The sequence below is a fragment of the Bordetella tumbae genome, from assembly GCF_965139195.1.
Classification (GTDB): domain Bacteria; phylum Pseudomonadota; class Gammaproteobacteria; order Burkholderiales; family Burkholderiaceae_B; genus Bordetella_A; species Bordetella_A tumbae.
Genome location: NZ_CBCSJH010000034.1, coordinates 40821 through 64788, shown reverse-complemented (window position 1 = coordinate 64788; position 23968 = coordinate 40821). Strand labels below are relative to the sequence as shown.

18 protein-coding genes are annotated in these 23968 nt (G+C 45.6%); 5 read left to right on the top strand and 13 right to left on the bottom strand.

What is annotated here, in order from left to right; translation table 11 throughout:
• Positions 1-107: 107 nt before the first annotated feature.
• Positions 108-317: a transposase gene (locus ACNA0J_RS24280; protein WP_415821467.1), complete on the top strand. Its 210-nt coding sequence runs from the start codon at positions 108-110 to the stop codon at positions 315-317.
• Positions 318-523: 206 nt separating this feature from the next.
• A complete protein-coding gene (tnpB, locus tag ACNA0J_RS24275) occupies positions 524-757 on the top strand; it encodes an IS66 family insertion sequence element accessory protein TnpB (RefSeq protein ID WP_415821466.1) in 234 nt (77 codons plus the stop codon).
• A 337-nt stretch (positions 758-1094) separates the two neighbouring features.
• On the opposite strand, the gene ACNA0J_RS24270 is transcribed toward tnpB, so the two are convergent.
• From ACNA0J_RS24270 to ACNA0J_RS24260, 3 genes are all read right to left on the bottom strand, one after another.
• Entirely contained in the window at positions 1095-2198 is a 1104-nt protein-coding gene (locus ACNA0J_RS24270) for a hypothetical protein (protein ID WP_415821465.1), read from the bottom strand.
• 242 nt (positions 2199-2440) lie between these two features.
• On the bottom strand, positions 2441-3868 hold the full coding sequence (locus ACNA0J_RS24265; RefSeq protein ID WP_415821464.1) for a glycosyltransferase: 1428 nt from the start codon (positions 3866-3868) through the stop codon (positions 2441-2443).
• A gap of 98 nt (positions 3869-3966) precedes the next feature.
• The gene (locus tag ACNA0J_RS24260; protein WP_415821463.1) at positions 3967-5331 is read right to left on the bottom strand and encodes a capsule biosynthesis protein; all 1365 of its coding nucleotides are present in this window, start codon (positions 5329-5331) and stop codon (positions 3967-3969) included.
• Positions 5332-5712: 381 nt separating this feature from the next.
• On the opposite strand from ACNA0J_RS24260, the gene pgi reads away from it, so the two are divergent.
• The 3 genes from pgi (at position 5713) to ACNA0J_RS24245 (ending at position 9661) form a co-directional block, all read left to right on the top strand.
• Positions 5713-7329, top strand: coding sequence for a glucose-6-phosphate isomerase (gene pgi / locus ACNA0J_RS24255; protein ID WP_415821462.1), 1617 nt, complete (start codon positions 5713-5715; stop codon positions 7327-7329).
• 44 nt (positions 7330-7373) lie between these two features.
• A complete protein-coding gene (locus ACNA0J_RS24250) occupies positions 7374-8288 on the top strand; it encodes a glycosyltransferase family 2 protein (protein ID WP_415821461.1) in 915 nt (304 codons plus the stop codon).
• A 197-nt stretch (positions 8289-8485) separates the two neighbouring features.
• Positions 8486-9661, top strand: a complete 1176-nt coding sequence (locus ACNA0J_RS24245) for a polysaccharide pyruvyl transferase family protein (RefSeq protein ID WP_415821460.1) — start codon at positions 8486-8488, stop codon at positions 9659-9661.
• Positions 9662-9826: 165 nt separating this feature from the next.
• Here the strand turns inward: ACNA0J_RS24245 and ACNA0J_RS24240 are convergent, their stop codons facing one another.
• From ACNA0J_RS24240 to ACNA0J_RS24195, 10 genes are all read right to left on the bottom strand, one after another.
• Complete coding sequence (locus ACNA0J_RS24240; RefSeq protein WP_415821459.1) at positions 9827-10780, bottom strand: hypothetical protein; 954 nt, start codon at positions 10778-10780, stop codon at positions 9827-9829.
• Positions 10781-10915: 135 nt separating this feature from the next.
• Complete coding sequence (locus tag ACNA0J_RS24235) at positions 10916-12016, bottom strand: SGNH/GDSL hydrolase family protein (protein ID WP_415821458.1); 1101 nt, start codon at positions 12014-12016, stop codon at positions 10916-10918.
• 86 nt (positions 12017-12102) lie between these two features.
• A complete protein-coding gene (locus ACNA0J_RS24230; RefSeq protein WP_415821457.1) occupies positions 12103-13116 on the bottom strand; it encodes an alginate lyase family protein in 1014 nt (337 codons plus the stop codon).
• Positions 13117-13436: 320 nt separating this feature from the next.
• Entirely contained in the window at positions 13437-14348 is a 912-nt protein-coding gene (locus tag ACNA0J_RS24225; protein WP_415821456.1) for a glycosyltransferase family 8 protein, read from the bottom strand.
• Positions 14349-14823: 475 nt separating this feature from the next.
• Positions 14824-17649, bottom strand: coding sequence for a glycosyltransferase (locus ACNA0J_RS24220; protein WP_415821454.1), 2826 nt, complete (start codon positions 17647-17649; stop codon positions 14824-14826).
• Positions 17650-17675: 26 nt separating this feature from the next.
• Positions 17676-18245: a hypothetical protein gene (locus ACNA0J_RS24215; protein WP_415821453.1), complete on the bottom strand. Its 570-nt coding sequence runs from the start codon at positions 18243-18245 to the stop codon at positions 17676-17678.
• 34 nt (positions 18246-18279) lie between these two features.
• Positions 18280-19446 carry a nucleotide sugar dehydrogenase gene (locus ACNA0J_RS24210; protein WP_415821451.1) on the bottom strand — a complete coding sequence of 389 codons (1167 nt, stop codon included), beginning with the start codon at positions 19444-19446 and terminating at the stop codon, positions 18280-18282.
• Between the two features lie 143 nt (positions 19447-19589).
• On the bottom strand, positions 19590-21515 hold the full coding sequence (locus ACNA0J_RS24205; protein WP_415821450.1) for a glycosyltransferase: 1926 nt from the start codon (positions 21513-21515) through the stop codon (positions 19590-19592).
• Positions 21516-21744: 229 nt separating this feature from the next.
• Entirely contained in the window at positions 21745-22851 is a 1107-nt protein-coding gene (locus ACNA0J_RS24200; RefSeq protein WP_415821449.1) for a polysaccharide biosynthesis/export family protein, read from the bottom strand.
• Positions 22844-23962, bottom strand: a complete 1119-nt coding sequence (locus tag ACNA0J_RS24195) for an ABC transporter permease (RefSeq protein ID WP_415821448.1) — start codon at positions 23960-23962, stop codon at positions 22844-22846. The genes ACNA0J_RS24200 and ACNA0J_RS24195 overlap by 8 nt, the downstream gene beginning before the upstream one ends.
• Between the last annotated feature and the right edge of the window lie 6 nt (positions 23963-23968).

The window sequence follows — 23968 nt, the reverse complement described above, 5'->3', positions numbered from 1 at the left end:
CGCCCGCTTATGCGGGCGTGTCAATATGGGATGGCCGGACGCTTACCGCATAACTGGCAACCGCAAACACCATAAACAGCAACGCCCGCTTATGCGGGCGTGTCAATATGGGATGGCCGGACGCTTACCACGTATGCACTATGGATTCGCTTGAGCCTACTCGCCGACGTCGACGCACACATAGCCCGGAATTCAAGGCCGAATTGATCGCGAGTTGTCAGCAGCCAAGCGTATCGCTGACGGCGATTGCCATGGACCACGGCATTAATCCCTATCTCTTGCGTCGATGGATGATCGAGCTTGAGAGACTGAGGTAGCATGAGCTCGCAAAAGCGTCATCCGTACAACGTGACGTCGCCGCTCAATTCGTCCCGCTACGGCTACCGAAGCCGGAGGCAATCCCGAGCACCATCACTCAAGGCGAGATTCTGATTGACTTGCGGCATCACGATATGACGACATCAATCCGTTGGCCGATGTCTCAAGCTGACCGTTGTGCGGCGTGGCTGCGAGACGTCATGCGATGATCCGCATCGACCAGATCTGGTTGGCGGTCAAGCCGATGGATATGCGGGCAGGCACCGAGACGGCACTGGCCCGAGTGGTCCAGGTGTTTGGGGCTGCTCAGCCGCATCATGCGTACCTATTTGCAAATCGCCGCGCCACTCCCGTGAAGGTGTTGGTGCATGATGGCATTGGCGTCTGGCTCGCAGCCAGGCGGTTAAATCAAGGTCGTGGGTATTCCGTTTCATCGTGACCGATGATTTCGATTTAACGTGACCGGGGATTCCGGGATGGTGACCGACGATTCCGACAACGTGACCGTCGGACTGCTGGTATATACAGCCAGTCCGACGGCTCGAGTTTTTCAATAGTTTGACGTTGCGCATGTAAACAACCCTGGCGGATACGCTTTCTGGCTTTTCTCTCACCGAACGAAGTCCGTTGTTTAAAAATTTCCTGCGCAGGGTGGATCGGGGATGTAGTTCCCGGTCGCTTACCAATGCTCGACATCGATGTCTAAAATCCTCGAAGCATTAACGACGGAGCTACTGGCCGTCCATTCGGCGAGAGCCAATGGTCTCAGTATCGGATTAATCCTTTTCGGACAACAGCGGAGCCGATATGGAATTCTCAGGAGGACTCTCTTTCACAAAAGCATCATCGTTTATTAATTTTCTTGCTTGATTATTGACAATCAAGGCATCGAGGTCCTTTTCATACAAAAAGATATTCTTTAGGATTCCGCGCCAAACATGACCTGGAGCCGGAATATGCCCATCCCCCCAGTCGCCAATCAATGTCAAGAAGTTCCCTTGCTGATGAAATCCAACATTCTCGACTACATCCAGGCCTAAGGCTTCGACAAACTTCACATAATGGCCTGTGTAGTGAAAATCGTCGCTTATATTCTGCATATATATTATTCTATTCGTCAGCTCTCCTCGCCGAGGATTATATAGTCTACACAGGCTTTTAGTAATTCCAAGGGTCAATTTTGGGTCTTTTTCTGCTAAATATATGTAATCCACTCCATAGCAAACTTGTAGAAACTTACGCACTTGCCTTTCTTTATATTTCAATATGTGCGTTTGCGGATTGCATACAACAGCAATAGACTTTGGGTAGAACCTTGAAAAATATAAGCTTGCAAACCCCCCGCCAGAACCACCGACGAAGACTACAGTACTAGCATTAGACAAGCTAATTATCTTGTCTAAAATCTCCGGAATTATGACTTTCTGAGTAGCAAACCCTGTTGAGCCAACATACCACGCCAACGTTATATATTTATCTAGATGCAAGGCGGGGTCGCTTATCGACAGCCTAGAGCATTCGTCCGACGGATGCACACTGTTCCCAGAAAAAATAGGCAATTTTATGTTTTTTTCCCATCGTCGCTGCGCGCCATTAAAGTAAACATACAGCGGTTTTCCTGGTTTTAATTCGGCATAAATATCAATAAAAGTGGGACCAATGTCAATCGTGGTTAACCCATTTCGTATGGCACCAGCCGCCTTAAATTGGTCCAAATTCTTAAAATAGTTTTTAACCCCTCCCCAACGCTTCTCATTACGGAGGCCATTATTGCCTCTAACCACTAGAGGAGGCGACTGAGTCTTGCTTTCAGAAATTATTTGATTCGAACTCAAACATGCTTGACCTAGGGTGTCACTATGAGTGGATACATTGGACATGATTCAAAGCTTATCTAATTGATATTTACCGATCTAATTTTTCACTATTTCATCATTATTACGTGAAAAATTCCCTCGATTTGGTGTAAATCCTAAAATAGGAAGGCTGCAACAGCTCTAGAAATTTGAAGCCAATTAATAAGTTTTGGATGATAATGGACTCCAACTTCAAATAAAAACTACTCGCCCAATCGTTCAATATGGGCGAGTTAGCGGCCTATCAACCAAGGAAATTGGCAGTCTTATTTTTCGTCCTGTCCTGCAGACCATTGCTCTAGTCTATTTAGAATATTAGTGTAAAGCCGTACAGCATAGGCCGCATCCAGTCTAGATCTCTCCACCGTAAGCGTATTTACATCTTTAATGTTATTTAATATAAGCTCATCGGAAGCACCTGTTCGAACATTACCGACCAATGTTGCTTTTACAAGTTCAAGCGCTAGCTGCTGATTAGAAAGTGCTACAGCAGCGGCTTTGGATACACGAGTTGCCATGGATCTGTTTCCTGAAATCAATTGAAGTAGAAAGGGTACACGAGATTGTGCTGCTACGTCATCAAGCATTGCAGGCCTGCGTCCCCACAACCGGATCCAACAGTTGTCACCCGCTAGCCCAATCAACTCATCATAGATTGCGCCAAGAGCACCACTAACTCTTTGAGGATGATACAAGAGTGCTTGTTGGATATAGTCTTCAGCTATCTGCTCGCGTATCTCTCCTGGCATATCTGCAAGCGCAACGACAGCACGACGCAGATCTTTCGGCGAACGAGGTTCGAAGAGCAAATGATGCGAAGACTCGGGGAATAGTTCTCTCATGGCCGGAGTATTGGGCGCAATTGTAGGCACGCCTAGTGTCAGCGCCAACACAGCCACCCCGGAAGTAAGGACTCTGTGATAAGGAAGAATTAAGCCTGCATTTGACCTGAATAGTTCGGCAACCTCTTCGACAGGTATAGAGGTGAGGGTATACGTGATTTCGGGGCGCTCCGAACCTTGAGCCAACAGATCATTTAAAAACGAATCTGCTCGTAAGGGCTTGCCACAAATATGCAATGCCAATTGATGCTGCACCATAAAGTCTTGAGGCAATTTCCTTAATAAATCAGGAATACCCTTATATGCACGCACCAAGCCGAAACATAGCAGCGTGCGAGGATTCGCAGCAGGCCTTCCCGCCCGTTCGATTGTTCGATCAACGGACTCGTAAACATCGAAGTATGCTGGGTGAGGTAGCACGGTCACTTTGGACAGATCTACCAGCCCAGTTTGCTCTTGTAGCACGGATAACGCAGTCTGATTATGAACCAAAATGCGATGAGATAATTCGGCGATATCTTTACGCAAAGACAAAAGCGTCCGCACAAATCGCCACTCGTGAGGCTTAATGTTATGCAATGTCCATACTACTTTGCCGCCGATAGCGATATAGTCTCTCAATTGCTTCACATACTCGCGACGCACTCGTGCTGCCTGAGCAACAGTGGTGCAGCGCGAAAAGAGGGACTCCTCCCAATGAATGTGGTAGATGGAACACTCAGTTGCTTGCTGCCGTTTGATGGCCTTACTTAAGGTGCCCGATACTATCTGGTATCTCGCGTCAATTGCTGTATAGAGGAGCTTTTGATATGGATTACCATAAACTTGTGAATTTATGACTTCGATTTTCATAGCGAGCCAACAGCACCTTCTGCATTAAATTCGAGACCTCGCCGAACTTATCTTAAGCCAGCTCAACCCGCAGTCAGCCTACACCTGGACCACTTAAATTAACGATTTGATGCGGAGACAACTGGGCAAGAGGCTGGCTTGAAAGGCTCCATGCCGCTGCCTTTAAGCGAGCTAAAAATAGGGACATTGCGCTCCAACGCCTGCTCCAATCGAGGGGGCGGGTTCACAAATGCACTCGGCTCGTTCACCAAATTATTCATTACCCTACGCACGATTTCGCGACAAGCATACTTCCTCCCTTCCGGGTGATAAAACGATCCATGCACCTGAATCGTGGCTGCCAATGCACTTACCAATGCATTCCGCAACGTCTTATCCACTTTTTGGGGCTTTCGCCAAAACAAATCCAGCGACCCTTGATGCGTAAGCCCAGGAATGTCATACACTGCCACTCCCAGCACTTTGACCGGCGTGCCTGCACGCAGACTATGTAAGCCCACCGTGGAGTTGATGGTAATTACCCCTCGACTGCGCCGGATTGTCCGCTTCAAATCGCACTCACTAACTGCCAGCACCCGTTCTGCGACTCCATGCTTTTTCGCCAAACGTTCGACCAAACGTTCCCAGCGTTCAATACCGTTATCCAACGGATGTAGCTTCACTATTAAATGCCCCTCTGGATGGGCATGCTCGGCAAAAGATGCGATCACCTCTGCGATCATATCGGCTTGGCGATGGTAGTGCGAGTTTGTACGCAACTGATAATCCGCCTGAATCTGCAATGCCAGCATCCAATACCGCTTACGTTCAATACGCAGTCGTAAGGCCGCTTCCGAGCGTTTGTTCTCTGTGAACATCTTGCGCAACGCGCTGGGTAGCCAACTCAAATAATCGACAAGAGGGTGATAATACTTATCCGCTCGATAAAACGGATACCCATACGGCACCAGTGCCGTCAGTAGGTTATAGACCACTTCGTTAGAGGCTTCCTGCGCAAACCGGTGCGTAAAATGTTCCTTGGGCTGAGTAAAGCTGCGCACACGTCGGGCAATTTGCCGAATGACTTCTGGATCATTGGGAAAATGAGACAGGGCCCCCATCGCACCGCGCTCAAGAGTCAGCCAATCGGGCCGCAAATAACCGAACTCCACCGCATAAGTCCGCACCCCGAGCGAAGCCCCTACCTCTCGTGCCACAGCGTGATACGGGAGTCGATCTGCGTAGTACAGGATGTCGGTAATTTGATGTTCAACCAAGTACTTTCGCAGGAAGAGCCCCCAGCGGCTAAAGCGCCCACGGTAGTTGTCCGCCCCGGGTTTACGCCAATAAGCCCAATCTCCCATTGAGAAGTTGATACGACGCGTAATAGCGCCCGACGATTCAAAATGATCGCAAAGCTGACGCCAGAATGTGGATGGGGGACCCTGTAAAAACAGGATTCTACGCTGCGTGTCAGCTATCATTCGCGACTGCTAATCGGGCACAAACGCCGATAAGAAAAACCTAGTATTGTACTCAGCATCAGTGAGAAATTTGCCGTCTTCTCGCGATTTGATTTGCACATTGAACAACAATACATTACTAATGTTACTAGTCATCATATTGTTAAATTGATGCACTGCAATATTTTATGGCATCCCAATCCTTATTTATGTATCATTATCTTGCATTGATGTACGACGCTGCATATGCTGCACAATCACAAAGCTATACAAAATAGTTACATTACCCTCATAGAAAGAGCGTACCGTCTTGACTTGTTGTTTCCGCCGCTACGCTGACATTGGAACGTAGCGAGCCGATCTCGTTTTAAGACATACATCCCGCGACAGCAGCAAATACCGATGAAAGACTCAGCCTCTATCTTGACCCCCATTCCTGCACATGACTCGCCTGCTCTGCCCACAATGGCTGAATGGCAAGCTTTTCGACAGGCAGCTGAGCTAGCAGACCGTAAGGGCGAAACGCTGCGAATCATCGAAGCGGCCGGCCTTAGCATTGACCTCAGTGCGCAACCTACTTCAGAAGCGTTTACCGAGGCGTCTCATGCTCTGTTACGAGCCCGCGAATTCAAGCAGATGCGCCGCCAGTTGCTTGAAGGCGGCGTCGTCAATCACACAGAGGATCGCGCAGCATGGCATTCCATGCTCCGAGAACCCTCTCCCACTCCTGAAGTGGCTCATGAACGCAATCGACTGCTACAGTTTGTGCAGCGGGCGGACAACGAACGACGCTGGCGCCACGTACTACATATTGGCATAGGTGGTAGCGATTGGGGACTGCGCCTAACTGTCGCGGCGTTTGGCTATACCGGCACCTGGCGCGACATCCGCTTCGTCGCCAACATCGATGGCCACGCAATTGAAGGAGGCTTATCAGGCCTTAACCCGCATGAAACCGTTGTAGTAATAGCGTCCAAATCATTTACTACCGCGGAAACCCTGGAAAACGCACAGCGCGCGATTGAATGGCTCCGCGCTGCTGGCGTTAAGCATCCGGAACGCCAGTTGGTGGCCGTGACTGCTCGCCCCACTATCGCCCGCAAGTTCGGCGTACCAAAAGATCAAATCTTCCCGTTTTGGGACTGGGTTGGCGGCAGATTCTCGTTTTGGTCTTCAGTTTGCGTGTCCACGGCGCTAACAGTGGGTACTGACGTAATGGCAGGCATGCTGGCAGGCGCGCATGCAATGGACGAGCATTTTCGTACGGCCCCCATCAACCGCAACGCACCAGTCCAACTGGCTTTGGCTGGCGTCGCTAACCGGAGCGTATTGGGATTTAGCTCTCTAAATATTTCCGTCTACGATTCACGCCTGTTCCATTTGGTCCCCTATCTGCAGCAATTGGAAATGGAATCGTTAGGTAAATCCGTCACCTTAGCCGGTGAGCCGGTGGGAGTGCCAACTGGCCCTGCAGTTTGGGGGATGCCAGGTACGGATGCGCAGCACACTTTTTTTCAGTGGTTACACCAAGGTGATGGCGCTGCAGTCGATTTCATCATCTGCCAACAAGCAGATCATCGCTGGCCCGACCATCATCAGCAATTGATTGCCAACTGCTTGGCACAACGCGAGGCTCTCCTACGTGGCAAATCGTACGAAGATGTCCTAGCTGAAATGGATAAAAATACCGATCCAGACTATGCCAAATGGTTAGCCAAACACAAAGTCTACCCGGGAGGGCGTCCTTCCAGTTTGATCGTACTACCACGCCTTAGCCCTTACACGCTAGGTGCATTGATTGCACTCTACGAGCACAAGGTCTTCGTACAAGCACTTATCTGGGGCATCAATCCTTTCGATCAATGGGGCGTAGAGCTGGGCAAAACACTCACTTCGCGCATACGTAAAGATTGGCAAAATATGGCAGATGGCAAAACTGTCACACGCATGTCTCACGATGCTTCAACGCAGCATTGGTTACAACGCTTCGCCCCTAGCATATCGCGGGAAAATAGCTGATCAGGATATACTCGTTGGCTGTCTAACAATAAAACAGCCAACGAGTGTCATTAGAACTAAGCGTAGCGGCTATCGTTAAAAACGAAGCTGATTCTTTACTGGAATGGATTGCCTATCATCGCGTAATTGGCGTAGATAAGTTTTTTATCGCTGACAACGATAGCAATGATGGCACCAGCGAAATGCTGCAAGCATTGGCCAAGCATGGCGTCTTGCAATGCATCCGGTTTCCCACACCTGAAAGTGGCAACGCTCAGATGCCCGCATATGCAATGCTACTGACGCATGTACGTGGAAGATGTGATGTCGTAGCATTCATTGATGCGGACGAATATCTCTTGCCCATGGACGGCAGCACATCTCTTATACCTTTCATCGATAAACTATTTGCGAGTCCCGACGTTAGTGCGGTGGGCCTAAATTGGGCAAACTTCGGTTCAGGCGGAGCTCTGTTTGCTGAGGACGGCCTTGTCATTGAACGGTTCACCAAACGGGCCCCCCAAAGCTTTGGTGTCCATTATCATATTAAAACGTTGTTGAGGCCAGAACGAGCCATCAAATTTGCAAATCCTCATTTTGTGCAACTATCCGGTGGGCGATACATTGATGCAACGGGCGAGGACATCATCCCTCACTTCAAACACGGTAAAGGTCTTAGTAGCAAGATTATCTGGGATGAAGCACGCGTCAATCACTATGCAACGAAATCCCTTGAAGAATTCTTGGTTGGCAAAAGTCGGCGCGGTAGTGCCACGAAGAAATCTCGAGTAAAGCATAAAAAATACTTTCTCAGCCATGATCGCAATGAGGATGATTGCCTGATCGCTAAGGAACTGAGTCCGCTGGTAAAAAACGAAGTAGAGTACTTGACACAACTCATGATGCCTACAGATCCGTCTACCCCCCAGCCACAACGCAACTCTTGGCGTACGCTGATCCAGCGCCTGCGATCCAAATAGATTCCGCTAAGTAATGCCACCAATGGTTAGCAACACAACGTTTTCGAAGGCGCGGGATAGATTAACGCAGTGGTAACCATAAGACTCTATAACTTCTTAAGAGTGTGGTATTTTGTACCAGCGTGCTGAAGTATAGACGTTGGCCGCAAATAGAACGAATACATCGTCGTCATTTATTTTTTAAGTGCAGGAACATTATGATCAAGTCATTTATTGTTAAAGGTAGATCAGGCGACACAATTTTAGGGCTTGGGGAAAATAACGAACTGTTTTTTTCCCACCGGCCCGCTAATAAGATTTATCTTTCCACTGTAGATATGAAGAGTGGAGCGCTTCATGGAAGTGAAATAAAACCTATAGTCGTTGAAATTAATTTCTTAGAAGGGAAATATTTCATTCGCGACAAAAAGACCAACAAAATATTCTCGTCGAAAATCTCCGACATTGCGACAGATGAGGCTTCCTTTGTGCCCACGATGGGCATTGCAAAAGACTCGTCATTGTTCGATATTGAGCCAGTTCATTTACCCAACGAAGCAACCCGGGATTTCAAAAAGGTAAATTTTTATGGCAGCGACTATATTTCAGATAATGACAAAAAAATAAAGTTCTTTTGGTCAAGAAACAGAAATGGAAAAGTCAATTTTGGCGACGATTTAAATCCGTATTTAGTTTCCCATATTTCTGGATTGAATTTAGAACGACTATCAAAAGATAATATTATTGAATCGGAGCTATTGGCAGTAGGCAGCATTTTGCACTGGGCTCCAGAACGAGACAAACCCTATCCAGTTTGGGGTTCTGGTACTCTCGGCGCCGACCCTCTCAATAGTGGACTCTTTAAAGTAAATCTATTACGAGGCCCTTTGACGAAGTCACTCTTAGATATTCAAGGAAATATCCCATTTGGAGATCCAGGGTTACTCGCGAGCCAAGTGTGGGAAAGAAGCAACGAAGAGAAATATGACTGGGGAATCATTCCTCATTGGTCTCAAAAAGACAGCCCGTGGGTAAAAAGGCTGCTAAAAGACACGAAAAACTCCATTGTCATTAACGTAAACAATCCCGATATGACTCAAATAATGAGTCAAATATCGTCTTGCAAACATATCGCAGCTACTAGCTTGCATGGATTAGTTATTGCCGATAGCTATCGCATACCTAGCGTATGGTTATGGGAAGACAACTCCACACGGAGGGTACAGTGGAAATATTTTGACTATTTCGCGGGGATAGGAAGAAACAACATAAAAAATGTCAACATTAACAAAATAGAATCATTAGCAAAAATTAAGCTTAATTCTGATGAATACGCTTACTTTGACAAACTCGATTCTGTTTGCAGCAGAATAATCTCTGCATTTCCTCTATAAATAAACTGTTAATGCCTGTGGAGTGCTACGCTTCTCGTCAAGCGCCTATCATCCAAGAGCGAGCAACTCTATCCCGCTCCACAAGCAAACAACCGGTTATCCCACCGACGCTGGCAAGTATGAGACTCAGGCCACATTGAATCCTTAACTAACCTAGCACGCTTGCTAAACGGGGGAGTTAACAATTCCTTTATGCGGCGGGGGTGTCCAATGTTTCACGAAGATATAGCGTAGCTCTGGAGATAAATTAACACCATCGAGCGATGCATCCACAATGAATACGTGCCCGCGCCTATACCCTGCAATCTTTGCAGATAATGTTTGTCCGACCGAGACTGAAAACTTGTGCGCGTCGCGAAGGCTTCTATATGGACTCACGTAAGCCTTTAGCAGAGTATTTGACGTCGCCTGCCATATCCCAGATGGCAGATCAATATTCCGCTGCGCGAAAAGTTTCTTCGAAATAGCAGAAGCCCAAATAGTCGCCGCCATATTATTATCCATATGGTGATTAGCGGGATTCTTATTTCTAAAGCTAGTATCGACCACACCAGATGTTGAATTCAGCATTTCTGAAGATACGTCGACAAAACCGAGGCCACGCGATAAGGCTTCAGTCTGTAAATATCGATTAAAATCCAAGGTAAGTTGAGTGCGCTCAACTTGCGTCGCCGTGACTTTGCTACGCCGCTCGTTAACAACAGCACCTAATTGATCAAAATCGTTAATAGTGGGCAGGGTCGCTGACGTAATAATTATGTCGCGATACCCTTCGCCTATCAACTCGTCAATAAATGAAAAATATGCAGCAACCGAGCGGCGCAACTCTGCTTGTAAACTACTCGCATTCTTCTGAACCCTCATCCAAATTAGAATACCGCAGTCCACTTCTCCCAAATGAAATACAAGCGTCGCGTCCTTAGGCTGTCTTTTTAGGAATTTTCTAAACTTCGGGGCGGCGGCTGTAATCGAATCAGGATTAATAAGGCCAGCGGCTGTAGCACCATGCACCGTACATACTCGAGCGTTCCATGGTAGTAATAACCCAGTTTCATTCGCGTGCGAAAAATAACAAGTATGGCTATCGCCGAGAAACAAAACGGGTGACTGCTGAATCACGGAACAACTCCTGATAAGAGAGTAGGCTAGTACGCTAGCGATGATCAAATGCGATGCGGATTAAATGTGGATTACGGTGAATCAACGCGGCCGACCGCACTCACTGAACGGCAACGTCACTACTGAATATTATTATCAGGCGACGATTTTATCAGAAGTATTCACTAGAAGGCCCGCCAAATAGAAGCAAGCCTCTGATAATGGTTGCGTACTGGGGCCGTGAATATTGTATTGGTTCACGTATCTTGCCATAAGGCTATCCCTATCCAGACCAGTTATCGCCGTAAATCTTACCTTCCTACCTCCTTTATTGCTCCAATTCTTCCAAGACAATGGAAAATTCTTTGACATGAATCGATTTTCATCACCCTTTACCCATTTATGTTGGCAATCAATCACAAATGGTGCCTCACCCTCCTCTTCCACTAACACGGACAGAGAATCAAAAGTAGAAACGTAGGTAAACGCCACCAGCGTCCCCGAGAGTTCGATTTCCACAGTCTCTCCCAAGGAGAGCGATGCTGCCGTAAGATCTACGTGGCTGTTCTTAAATTCCCTCTTTCTGATGCTGTACCGACTTGCATCGACTACTACACTATTCTCAAAATTATCCTGATAATTTTCAGGCAAGGGCGAATAGTCGATGCTCTTAGGATTTACCAATCCTGAAATATAATGATTAGACAACAGACTACCCACTAAAGAAGCCACAACCGGGGGCTTATAATGCACGTAGTCTTTATAAAGATTCTCATAAACATCGCGCTTCTTATCACAAATCGCCATAAGCAAGCGTGTAATATTAATAATTTCTATGCTCGCGTAAGACGAATATTTTTTAACAAGCGCATTAATCTCCCTTGTTAATCTATTTTGCCAGGCAAAAGTTGAGAGAGAGCGTCGACCCAAGACCAAATTTATAATTCTAGTGTGAGGTGCGCAATTCTTTATTAAATGACGAATCAAGCCATCATACGCTTGCCGCCATGTATGAATAGTTTCACTTTTTGCGAGCTGGTAATCGTTGATAACGTATTCGATTACGACACAATCATAGTCAGAAAGATTCTGTTCCGCTTTAATCAACTCCAAACCATGCACGCAGCTATTAGCGCCAATAGCGATATTACGTATCTCTATCTCTTCATGGCAGAATTGCTCGAGAAAGAATTTAAAGTGACGAACATACCCCTCTCTCATAAGGGTATTGGATCCACCGACAAAAAGAAACTTCATGATGCCCTATTGTTAGCTTACTGACAAAGTTCAACAATCTAAACAAAGCGAACTACAAGACAGGCCATACTTTATGCTGACTGCACTCATTTCTTCGCAGTTGTCTTGCCTTGTCGTAATGCTGCCCAGTTACATATGTCCCCGCCCAATCTCAAGGCATCGATACATTCGCGGCTACGACGAGCTGAAAAACTAGTGTCCCCGGCCCGTAATCTGTCATAAATGGGAAGCCATGAAGGTTTGGAGATACGCATTTGCTTCACTCCCACCTTTTCCTCCAAGTATCTTGGATTAGCTGCAGTCTTCTTAAGCAAGCCCACCAATTTGCCAAAACTGCCGTTCTCCAATTCACTAAAGTTAGCGTTATGAAGGACCGCCAGACCAAAAATAGCTTGCGCGGCAAATGCATGGTAAATCGCCGCCCTTTGACCTCGCCTTAATTCAATAGGCAACGTGCCATCTGGTTGAATTGCGAGTAATGATTCATGAAATATCTCAAGAGATTTATCTTGATAGGCCTTATTTTCCAAAACCAATCCCATCACTCCGAGCGAATATCCGGACCAGTAATACAAATTGCTCTTACTCTCTCGTTGAATAACATAGTCATTCACGTTCTTTCCCAGGGCCTGCAACCAATCACGGACGGCGGGTGGCGTAGTTTTCTCATCTAGCCCCAGCTTCAACACTGCTACACCAATAGCTCCTGTTGCCCAAAATCGTACTAGCTCCCCAGGACCCGACACGCTACCGTCCAACAGTGCACGTGCCTTGGCCCAGCTATCTAGATAATTTTTCCCACACTCCAATTTATCAGGAGTCGGATTATCATAATACTCGTCCGCTACATCCTGAATATCTTGCAGGAACTTGTTAATAGGGGCTCTCGCCTCATCATTAGCCGCCTTCTTCTTTGGATCAGCGATAGACCCGCGCTTATCGATATATATGCTCGGCATTTCGATATTTTTGACAGCTGCAGGCGATATAGGGCAATCAAATGCATAAGCCTTAGGCGCGCCGAACAACATAGAGCCTGCGGAAAACGCGAGCGTCAAGCACATCGACTTTAAAACGAATTGATAATTTACAGATTTCATTTAATAGTCCGATTAAAAATAACACTTGACAAATTTGAGGCTAACATTCTCGCGCATATCCGCTGCTCTTCTGCTTCACAACGTATAGGGATGTAAAAAATACAAACCTCTCCCGTTGTTTATCGAATTAAGCTCCGTACAATCTAATCAATTTAGTCATGCAACAATTCCGACCCAAGAACTTTAAGGCCTACTCTAAGATATGATGTAGGTCAGAATAACGGAATTGCGTCCAAATTCACGTCAGTCGAAGCTTTTCCACCTTATAAGCCCAATCTCGACGACACGAAAAATTACAGCACTCTCTCTATTGCGCAGAACTATTCGGAAAATAATTTATTAGCGTCCCGCAAATATTCGTACCATAATCTGGTACTCTCGTGCGTAGCGGATTTCTCTTCTCCAATCTTCCACGGTTTAGTTTGACCGGCGTAATGCAATATCTTTATATAGGGCATAATTTCCTGCTTATCTAAAGGTTTGAGTCGCCGTACAAACTGTTCCTGAAAGTTATATATAGCAGGTGCCATATACAGTAAACCCTTGTTTTCTTGGAAATATGCACTCAAATGGCCTTGCTCGTGAAGGTCGATTCGAGACGCTGCAAATTTGGTAACCTCTTCGAAGAATTTATCTGCGAGCAAATTCTTCCTTATGTACATAACGCCAGAATTTATTCGATTACGATGCCGGCCATCATACTGCCCGGCAATTAGCTCTTTTAGCTTATTTAGCGAGTCGCCCTCTTTCAGTTCTTCTTGAAATTGAGGCATTGTAATAAGACTCTTGTCTTCCCTGATCTTACTGATTTCATGCAGATTCTGTAGAACCAACATGTCAGCATCAAGGAAAAGTAGCTCTTCCGTATCTTGCTCTTCAAATACAGCCCATTTTAAGAAGGTGCCCCTATTCCATTGGGCCCTTTCTGGACGGCGGACATTGTTCTTCGCGAGCTCATACAACGTTTCTTTCTTATGCCCGTCAATTAGAACAACTTTATCAATGAAATTTTTCACCACCTCGTGGTCAAAAACTGTAGGATCATCAGTATAGAGAGAAATAGGCGAATGGATAAAGGCGCGGCTACGCAACATGCTAAAAAGCATCACTTTCATGCACTCTAAATAATTACTGTCCAGTGCAAATGCTAAAGTGACCTTTTCATCCGCTGCCTTATTACTATATTCACCAATATCGTGCCCATATATATTGGACGCATTAAATATAGTCAATTTTTCACCATCCTTAATTACTAAAATTTTTGAGCCAAGCTAATTAACTGATGTTAGATACCCTAACGGATAACTGAACGGCCTCTTACTACTCATGTAAGCCAGACAGGCCGAAAACAGCGATGTCTAACGGATAGCCTAACATTGGAAATGAGTGCGCATCTGCTGCTATAAAAACGATCGATAGGATTAAATTCATGGCGAACCAGACGAATCGTCTCTTTGAGATGCATACACAAGTAGTGCGAATCGATGATACATTTAATCTCGATTCTGCAGCGTTTTAGTTAATCTCCTCCTCAAGCAAAACACTTCAAATCACTGCGCTGCAAGTTGCTATAAAAAAGCCCAACAGTCAAACTTGCAGGATGATCGTGACTTTGCCCGTCTATCACGGTCTTCGAACAGCCACTCAAATCTCGAGTGGCAATAAATTCTTCTATGTCTTTCACACAATTCAAACTGGTGGCTTTACTCAAGCACCGAATCTGGACGAGAAGCTATTCACACTACATTGCTCAACAGCAAAAATCCGCGCCTTCTTACTCGCGTCGGAATAACGCTTCGAATCATTCCAATATTCTGTAGCAATCGAAACCACCCGCTCCGGCGCAGCATAAATTGCAGCGTTTCTGAACAATTTTCTAAATTCCGGATATGTGATCACCGGCAAACCAGCAGCCATCGCCCTTAGCATAACAGGGTCACACACTCCAGTATAGGTTCGATCTGGATAGTAAAGATAAAAATCAATATCCTTCGAAAACTTCTCTACACTGATCTCCTCTGCGCCCTTAAAAACCCAATTTTTCGGATGACGACCAAAATGACTGCAGATCATGTCCTCACCACCGATAAAGTAGATCTTTAAAGACTCATCAGCGCAATAAGCTCGTTTTGCGTCTCTAAAACTTTTAGGCCACGTTTCACCTATGAGAATCGAATCGCCATAATAGCGTCCCAATTTAGGTACCTTCCTAGCCTTATTAGGCAACTTGGATTGAAGCTTTTCTTGATGTAATTCAAAAATCGGCCACCAAATGCTGGTGGACACGTCGAGGTTAGGATCCGCACTTTTCAGCTCTGACTGTAGAGAAAGAGAGGCTGCCCACCATGTGCCACTATTACCTAAAAACTCCGCTATATGTGACTTAATAGCCTTCGAAGTTGCACTCTTGCGCCCAATCTCATAATCACCTAATGCCACAGTAGCAGGCTCATTGGCAATCACTGCTATGCGTTCGGCTCTCACTTGAGGAAATTGATCGAGCTTATATTGGAAAATTTCAGGATGCGGCACTAGAGCTGTTTGTACTGAAATTACATCGCCGTTAGTGATGATTTCCACATCATACTGCTGGCAGGCTTCATAGACCCGAGCATCAATGGGTGTATGTACGTAGCCCTCATATCGGGGCCAATGACACAATGCAGTGCTCCACCCCTTTTTTTTCGCCGCCTTAATATATAACAAAAGGTCGGTCGTCCAAGCTTCGGCGCTAAGGTCGGTCACAATTAAAAAATCAAACGAACCCTCTTGATTAGATCGTGATCTTAAAATCTTCGGCACCGGGAAAGGACGTGAGGAGTCCGATTTTATTGAAGGATTTCGCTGAAAATAATCAGATCCATGCCAATACTGATATGCGTCACGATATAACCAACGCAAGCCAAAATCTAGGCTTCTCAAATGAGTTATTTTTGTCTGAGTTAGAGAATCATCTCTCATTAGAGATAATGACAAGAGATAACTCTGCGAAATTTTGACGACAGAATTTTTTCCATACCTGCGGGCGATACGAGCACGAAACTCAGCATCGCCACTCACACGGACCTCATCCCAGCCACCTATTTCATCCAATATCCCACGTCTGAACATTAAAGATGAAAAGTTTAAATCAAAAAAACTGCCGGTAGGGCGCCATGCACCAAGAGGTCTTAAGTGTTGATTAAACCGAACCCAATGAGAAACAACAGCGATAGGATTATCAGCTGCTTTAAACCCATTCATTTGAATCTCTAATTTTTGCGGGTGCGACCAATCATCACTATCGTGCACCATAATAAAATCGCCAGTTGCATACTTCAGGCCAAGATTACGAGCGGGATATGCTCCGCCGTTAACCTCCATACGGATCAGTTTTACTCGACTATCTTGCTGAGCAATTTTTTTAACTACATCCGCCATACCATCTGGGCTACAGTCGTCGACGACAATAACCTCCAGATTTGACCAAGTTTGTTTCAGCAAACTTAATATCGGAATGTGAATAGTCTCTTCAGCCCCGTATGCGGGAATAATGATGGATATTTTTTCCGGAGTTTCAGCTAGAGGCAGAGGCTTAACGTCTTCTGCGGTGAAGTTAAAAAAACTCAGAGGGGCGTTTTCATCTATTTTCTTAAGCTGTGCCAAACCCCGCTCTTCGAACAACCTATTAATCCAAGGTAAAGGAGCGTCCCTGTCTCGTATCGACTTCTCATCAAGAACATCTTTTTCCCCTGCTACAGCTGCCCAGGCCAAATTCAAATTCGAGCTTCCAGGCATTCTTGATGTAATGTTCTCCAAAGCCTTTCTGGCCCGCTTCATTTTTCCCATTTTTGACAAACACTGGCTTTCGACGACAGCCAATTTCATCAAGGGTACAGTCAGCTTACGAAACGCTCGTAAACAATAATATTTAGAAAACAGAACGTTTTTTAAAGCTTCTTCAAACTGTCCTTCCACAAAATACCATCTGGCTAGATGCCACCCGATATTTATCTTTTCAATAACAGTAGAAGATGCAGCATACTTCATCTTTTCTAGGGCAACAATTGCGTAGGATGAATACCCTCCCCACAACTTCACCTCGAGGTCCATTACGGAGAATGGAGTCAGCACTTGGTCTTTCGAAATCAAACTAGCCCGAGGAAGATGCCAATCGGGCAATTTAATTAAGTTATTGTTGTGATCCGACTTTGCCAAGGTATCGAGAATTGACGGATCAAACATTGATGCCAGGGATTTCTCGTCGAGCGTAGAAAATCGCTTACTCGCGTCCCGACTCTCTCGCCCTTCTCTTTCCCCCCATATCACGTAATGATAAAGAGGATTAATTCCAGCTCGGAGAACGTCTGGATTCTCTACCAAGTATGCTCTCGTAGAAAAATTAGGGGCGGGATCGCGATATAGCAATGCACCCAATTGCACATAGTGAACAACCGGATCCATACCCAGAGCGGCCACATCAGGATACTCAGACAGATACCACTTCTGATCCAGAAGGCCCGAATCCTTAATAGTTGATATCACTTTATCCATTGATCACTTCTCTTCTGTGCAATTGTTTAGCCATTCTTCTTTATATAATGCAACAAAGGATTCTCCCCAGAGTTCGCAAGCTCTGGATTCTTCCTTGTGTATTCCAACGTGTTAAATCTGGGGCCAGGATCTCTACCCTCTTTGGCGCCAAATTTTAAATAATGCAAGACCGGGTCAACACCACTCTTTTGAACATCCGGATATTTCTTTAGGTACCAAAGTTGGTCAAACAGAGCGCTATTTCTTAATGTAGCCAAATCCTTCTTCAATTTGGACGTATTCTTCCCTAATAAGTAAGAAGGAATTCCCCAAAAACGTCGCTTGTGCGACCTTTCCAATTTCGCACTCTGCAATTGTGGGCGGGATTGAATTTCCTCTCGAAGATCAAGCACCAATTTACTAAGGATAATGATCTCTTGTAACCTGGCATCAGCCAACATCTGAGTGTCGGCTAATTTCGTCGTTAAATTCTTGACGTGCTCGATCGCGCTTTTCTCTTTTGGTTCGGCATCAGCTCGGCTTGGCTTCGCAAGCAAACCCGTTTTCTTGCGTGCAGCATCAGGTACGACTTTATGAGGCGTCGACATGTCTTTCATAGTCGTAGTCTAAATATCCAATTCGCAGATTAAGTTAATCACTTCCAAAGATATCTCGGGTATAAACTTTCTCAGCTACATCGCTAAGCGTTTCCGTCATACGGTTCGTAATAATTACGTCAGATCTAGTTTTGAACTCATCAAAGCTACTGATAACCGGAGAATGGAAAAACTCACTATCATTGATAGTGGGCTCATACACTATGATATCCACTCCTTTAGCTTTTATTCGCTTCATTACCCCTTGAATGCTAGAGGAGCGAAAATTATCAGATCCGCTCTTCATAATGAGGCGATGAATACCTACCACTTTAGGTTGGCGACTCAAAATATCCTCAGCGATGAAGTCCTTGCGAGTGGTATTTGAAGCAACGATTGCTTGGATTAAATTCTGCGGTACTACTTGGTAGTTTGCGAGCAATTGTTTGGTATCTTTGGGTAAGCAATATCCACCATAGCCGAACGAGGGGTTGTTATATCCATGAGCCACTCTAGGATCTAAGCATACCCCTTCAATGATTTGCTTGGTGCTAAGGCCGTGTATCGCCGAATATGTATCCAATTCATTAAAGAAAGATACTCTCATCGCCAAATATGTGTTCGCGAAAAGTTTGATCGCTTCCGCTTCTGTCGAACCAGTAAACAATACTGGGACACTCTTCTCCAACGCGGCATCTCGGAGCATTTGAGCAAACACTTCAGCCCGCTCGGACTGTTCGCCGATTATTATCCTTGCAGGATGCAAATTATCGTATAGAGCCTTTCCTTCACGTAAAAATTCTGGCGAGAAAAATACTTGATGGCAGCTCAATTCTTCCCTGATCCGTTCAGTATATCCAACCGGTACTGTAGATTTTATGACCATTACAGCGTTCGGATTAACAGCCATTACATCTCGGATGACTGCTTCAATAGACCGAGTATTAAAATAATTGGTCTCAGGATCGTAATCAGTAGGTGTAGCGATCACCACATAGTCTGCACCGACATAAGCTTCTTGCTTATCGAGCGTGGCGCGAAAGTTCAGCGGTTTGTTCTTTAGATAGAACTCAATCTCGGAATCAACAATGGGGGACTCCCTGCGCTGAAGCATTTCGACTTTTTCGGGAACGATATCCAAGGCTACTACTTCATGATGCTGAGCAAGCAGTATCCCATTAGAGAGACCAACATAACCCGTACCTGCAATTGCAATCTTCATTAAATTTCCTTAATCTCGATCGAAGCGCTGCTCGATATGTCGAACCAAAACATCGCTGTATACCCTCTTACTCAGTCTTTCTGAGAACATATTCAAACTTAATTCACACCAAGGAATAGAAAAAATTCGTAAGAATTAATTTTCTAATCGGAATCCCAGGGTCTAGGACAAATCTTCAAATCTCTCTTTAAATCGTCAGGCCAAACATTTTTTATCAGCATAATTCGATACTGATCTCCACCCTCACCACTATTTCGATCCAATGTTTTCGTGGAAATCTGGGATGCGTGGCGGACTTTTGCACTAGGCGTGTATACGATACGCTGTTTAAGCACCTGTTTAACAAAATCGCACATTATTCGGTCAGACCTATAATGCCGCCCGTTTATATAGTCCAATCCACCGCAAGCGTTCCAGGATGCCCTTTTTATATAGGCACAAAAGAAAGGCGCGAAATTCAGTTCCACTTGGTGTCCATCGTGAAACAGTCCAATTGACTCAATATTTCTATGATGGATTGAAAGAGTAACGTCACATTCCGCTCCTATAGTCGCGTAAGGAACATGTAGACTTATATCGTCTGTCTCTGGAGGTAGAATTTGACGGGGTACAGCTATCGCAATATCAGGATCCTGATAAGCTAATTTCTGCAAATACTCCAAGCTGTTTCTTGCTAACTCAGCATCATTATTCAAGATGAGGATATCTGCCTCAGTTGATGCAAGAGCTACGCCCTGGTTTACTGCGTACGAGAATCCATAATTAACATCATTCAGAACTATTTTTATCTTCTCGCATGAGATTTTTTGCAAGTATTTTTTTACCTCATCCGGGGAATTATTATCAACGATAACTACCTCGAAATACTCGCTGTTGAAGTATGGACGTAGAGACTCCACGCAATTTTGAAGGAATTGCAACGCTCGATAGCTAGGAATAACGACGCATATTTTCCTAAACAGCCAGACATCAGGATCGATTTGGGGAGTTAGCTTTCGCTTTAAGGCGATGCATTCAATGGCAGGATCGATTGCAACAGTTTTTGTAATCGTATTTTCTGCCGCATTAAGATAGTAGCGACTCAACAAAACAGGAATAGACACCATGCGAAAAGATTCGCTGATCCGCAATATAAAGTCCCAATCTACTAATCTTGACAGGCTGTCATCGAAAAAAATATCCGCTTCTAGCACCTCACGGCGATGTGCAAAGCAATTCAAATCAACATAGTTATGTTGATCTAGCAAAGATAGATTCATTGGCCCGAAACGCACCGCCGACACTTTTGTGGGATCAGAATCCGCGTATATATACTGACCGCTATAAATCGCACTTACATCATTAGGTAATAAATGAAATGCGCCAACTACCGCCCCGAGATAGTCCTCGAGCCAAGTGTTATCGGAATCAAGATATGCAATTATGGATCCGCTCGCAATCGCCAACCCTGTATTGCGTGCGATGGAAACCCCACTATGCTGCGCGAGCTTTATACAACGAATGCGAGGGTCGGCTGCTCCGGCAAGTTCTGCCAGATCGGCCGAATCGTCTTCGCTACCATCATCAATGACAATTAATTCAAAATTCTCATATTTCTGGGCGCGGACCGAGTCAATTGCAGTCAACAGCGTTTGTGCCCGATTTCGCACCGGCATAATCACCGATACTTTTACATGCTCAGCTCCGTTCAAACCTTGAACCAGATATCTGGCAATAGCTTCCATAACGGCAAAACAACGTCGATCTTCCTCTTTGAAGGGAGCCGAGGTAACGGGACTCAAAGCAGAAAATTTCAGGAACTCTGTTAGATTTGAATATTCTCTCTTCTTATTAGTATTCTTTAAATCAAATCGTCCTCGATTCTCAAGGTAGTGCAAAATCGGATTTTTAACTTCTGCTCCATCTCCGACTGCCTCAAGATATTCTTCCGTATCAAACCACGGCCCCGGCTTCCGCCTTTCTTGTGCGCCATGGCGAACATAATGCACCACCGGATCAAACCCTGCTCGCAACACGTCAGGATATTGATCGAGATACCAAACAGGATCAAAAAGATCGCTCTTTCTCACGACATCGCAAGCGATCGATTCTGCATTTGGAAGAGTTTGATTACGGCGCCGAAAAAACATCGCTTCGCTCAGATATATAAGTCGAACTCAAAAGTTGGCGCATCAGCGCTCATAAGAATATGTGGCTAGAAAATTAAGCTTTCCCATGAAAACCAAGCTCGGAGTCCAACTTATATTCATCTCCCTATTTAACACATTCAGATGACATCTTTGAGTTGATTGATTTGACTTAAAACCCTCTCTGCAAAGTTCTGCCAAATGCCATTGCCTGAACAATAGGTGTAATGATCTTCTGCCATTCGTGTATCGCAGCGTTCGTTACATAGACCGCATCCTCTGGTTGAACCAAGAACTCTTTCGCCAGAAAGATAGCTGCTGGATCGCGCATATTCAGACGGAAAACCTCAGGGGTAGCCTCCGTGGCTCCTGGCATTCGCGATAGACGGAAAACAAAGACCCCCTGGGGATCGGCTGCACTCTCATCCAACCAACCTGCCGCCCCAAGAACTTCCAACAAACTGGGCTGTTCGGAGGGCAAATCGAGCAAGCCCGGCGTCTTTACCGCTCCCATGGCGACAAAGCGCTTTTTCGCCCTTGAGACTACTATTTCTGAACGGGGTGACACAGGCCTATTCAAACCGTTCAATAAGCTCTGATAGGAATACACTTGAGCGTCTTTACCATTGCGAACGGTGACTTCCACAAGGTGTGGTTCAAGCATAGGGCCACCCGCCAAATTAATCGCATCGAGCAACGTCAAAGGTCCCTGAAGAGCGGAGAATCTTCCAGGTTGCTTCACAGCACCTGCTACCAGCACTGAGCCGGAAACATCGCCAAGCAAACTAACCATGACTTGGGGATCACTAGCTACCCCTCTTAATCGACGCCGTATCTCGTCCTCAACCGCATTAGGAGTTTTCCCTGCTACAGAGAAACGTCCAGCATAGGGCAATGATATTTTTCCTGTGGAATCAACGCGGGACTCAAATTTTGTACCGCCCATCGCCAACGGTGCAAACATTGCATTCTCTTCGCCTATATCGGCGATTATTATTTGGATCACATCCCCCGGTATCAGCCGAATCTCGTAGGCTTTCGTAGGAGATACTGTTTTGGCCACAGGTGCATCAATGGGGCGAGCATAAGGAGTTATCGTTTCCGGAGAGAGATCAATTAATTCATACGGAATTGTCCGATCCTCCGGCGAGTTAACTATCGTTCCTACATATGGGCCTGCTCCTGACAAAATACCGCCGGCGCATCCCGAAAGCAGCGCAACAAGTCCCAGCGAAGCACAAAGCCGAGAATATCTTAAAGAAAAGGCTGGCCTAGTCACGGTGATCCTCGATGCTGGCGATTACGAAACGGGTAATTCCGTATATGAATAAGAGAATGACCAAAATAGTCAATAGATCGTACAGCTTAAACGGATACGTAGGATCCTCAGGCATATTAGGTTGGACGACAGTTATCAAACTGTGTACGTTTTTATTAGCTTCGATTTTGGCGTTCTGTAAAGCAGAAACGCTAAGCTTATATGCCTCTTCAGCTATCTCGGCATCGACTGTCAATTTGCGATAAGCGGCTGCAATCACGTTTAGATGCCCACCTTGTGACGACGAAACAAGTGCGGCCTTTTCTGCAGCCAATTGTTTTTCCAGCGCGGCTACACGAATCTGCTGCTGCCTTACCTGCGGGGATTGCGGGTTGAGAGAGGCTAACAATCCTTTCAAGGTCGCTTTTGCATCCGCCAAAGTGGCTTCGAGAGTAGCAATGATTCCAGCTTGCGATTTTGCAGATGCCTCGGCATCTAGCAAACTGTTCTTGCTTTGAAACTCAACTAGAGCATCTCTCTTGCTCTCATAATCCGCACGTGTCTTTGCAAGTTCCGCCTCTGCAAAACGTACTTGATCCGTCGCCATTTGACGGGAAACATCATTAATGAATTTTTGGCTCTGCTTCAAAACCTCTTTCAGAGTTGCGTTGGCAAACTCAGGGGTTAGGCCTTGGACTTCAATACTCAGGAGACCAGTCAATTCGTCTACATGAACCGTTACTAGTCGTTGATAGTACTTGAGCAGTTTTTCTCGAGAAACTTTATCACCGATCCAAAACACGGGATCTGAATATTGAGCGGCAAAATGCTCATGCCATTTAAGTTTATCTTCCAATACTGCTAACAGATCAGGCGACGTCACATACTCCAACAAAAAGATCGTCTCTTGTTTGGAGACTTGCTTTGCCGTAGAGGCCAAGATAGCCGCGCCAGCAGTTTGCTGAGTAAGGGCGCCAGAAGATGCACTGGAATCATCAACAACCACTACCTGAGCTGTGCTCGCATAACGATCCACCGCCAAGACGCCGTAATAGATCGTTGCCAGCACCATCGGCAGCACTATGATAAATAGCCTTAGCAATCTATTGCGCCGTTTATTTTTCTGATCCATTCTTTG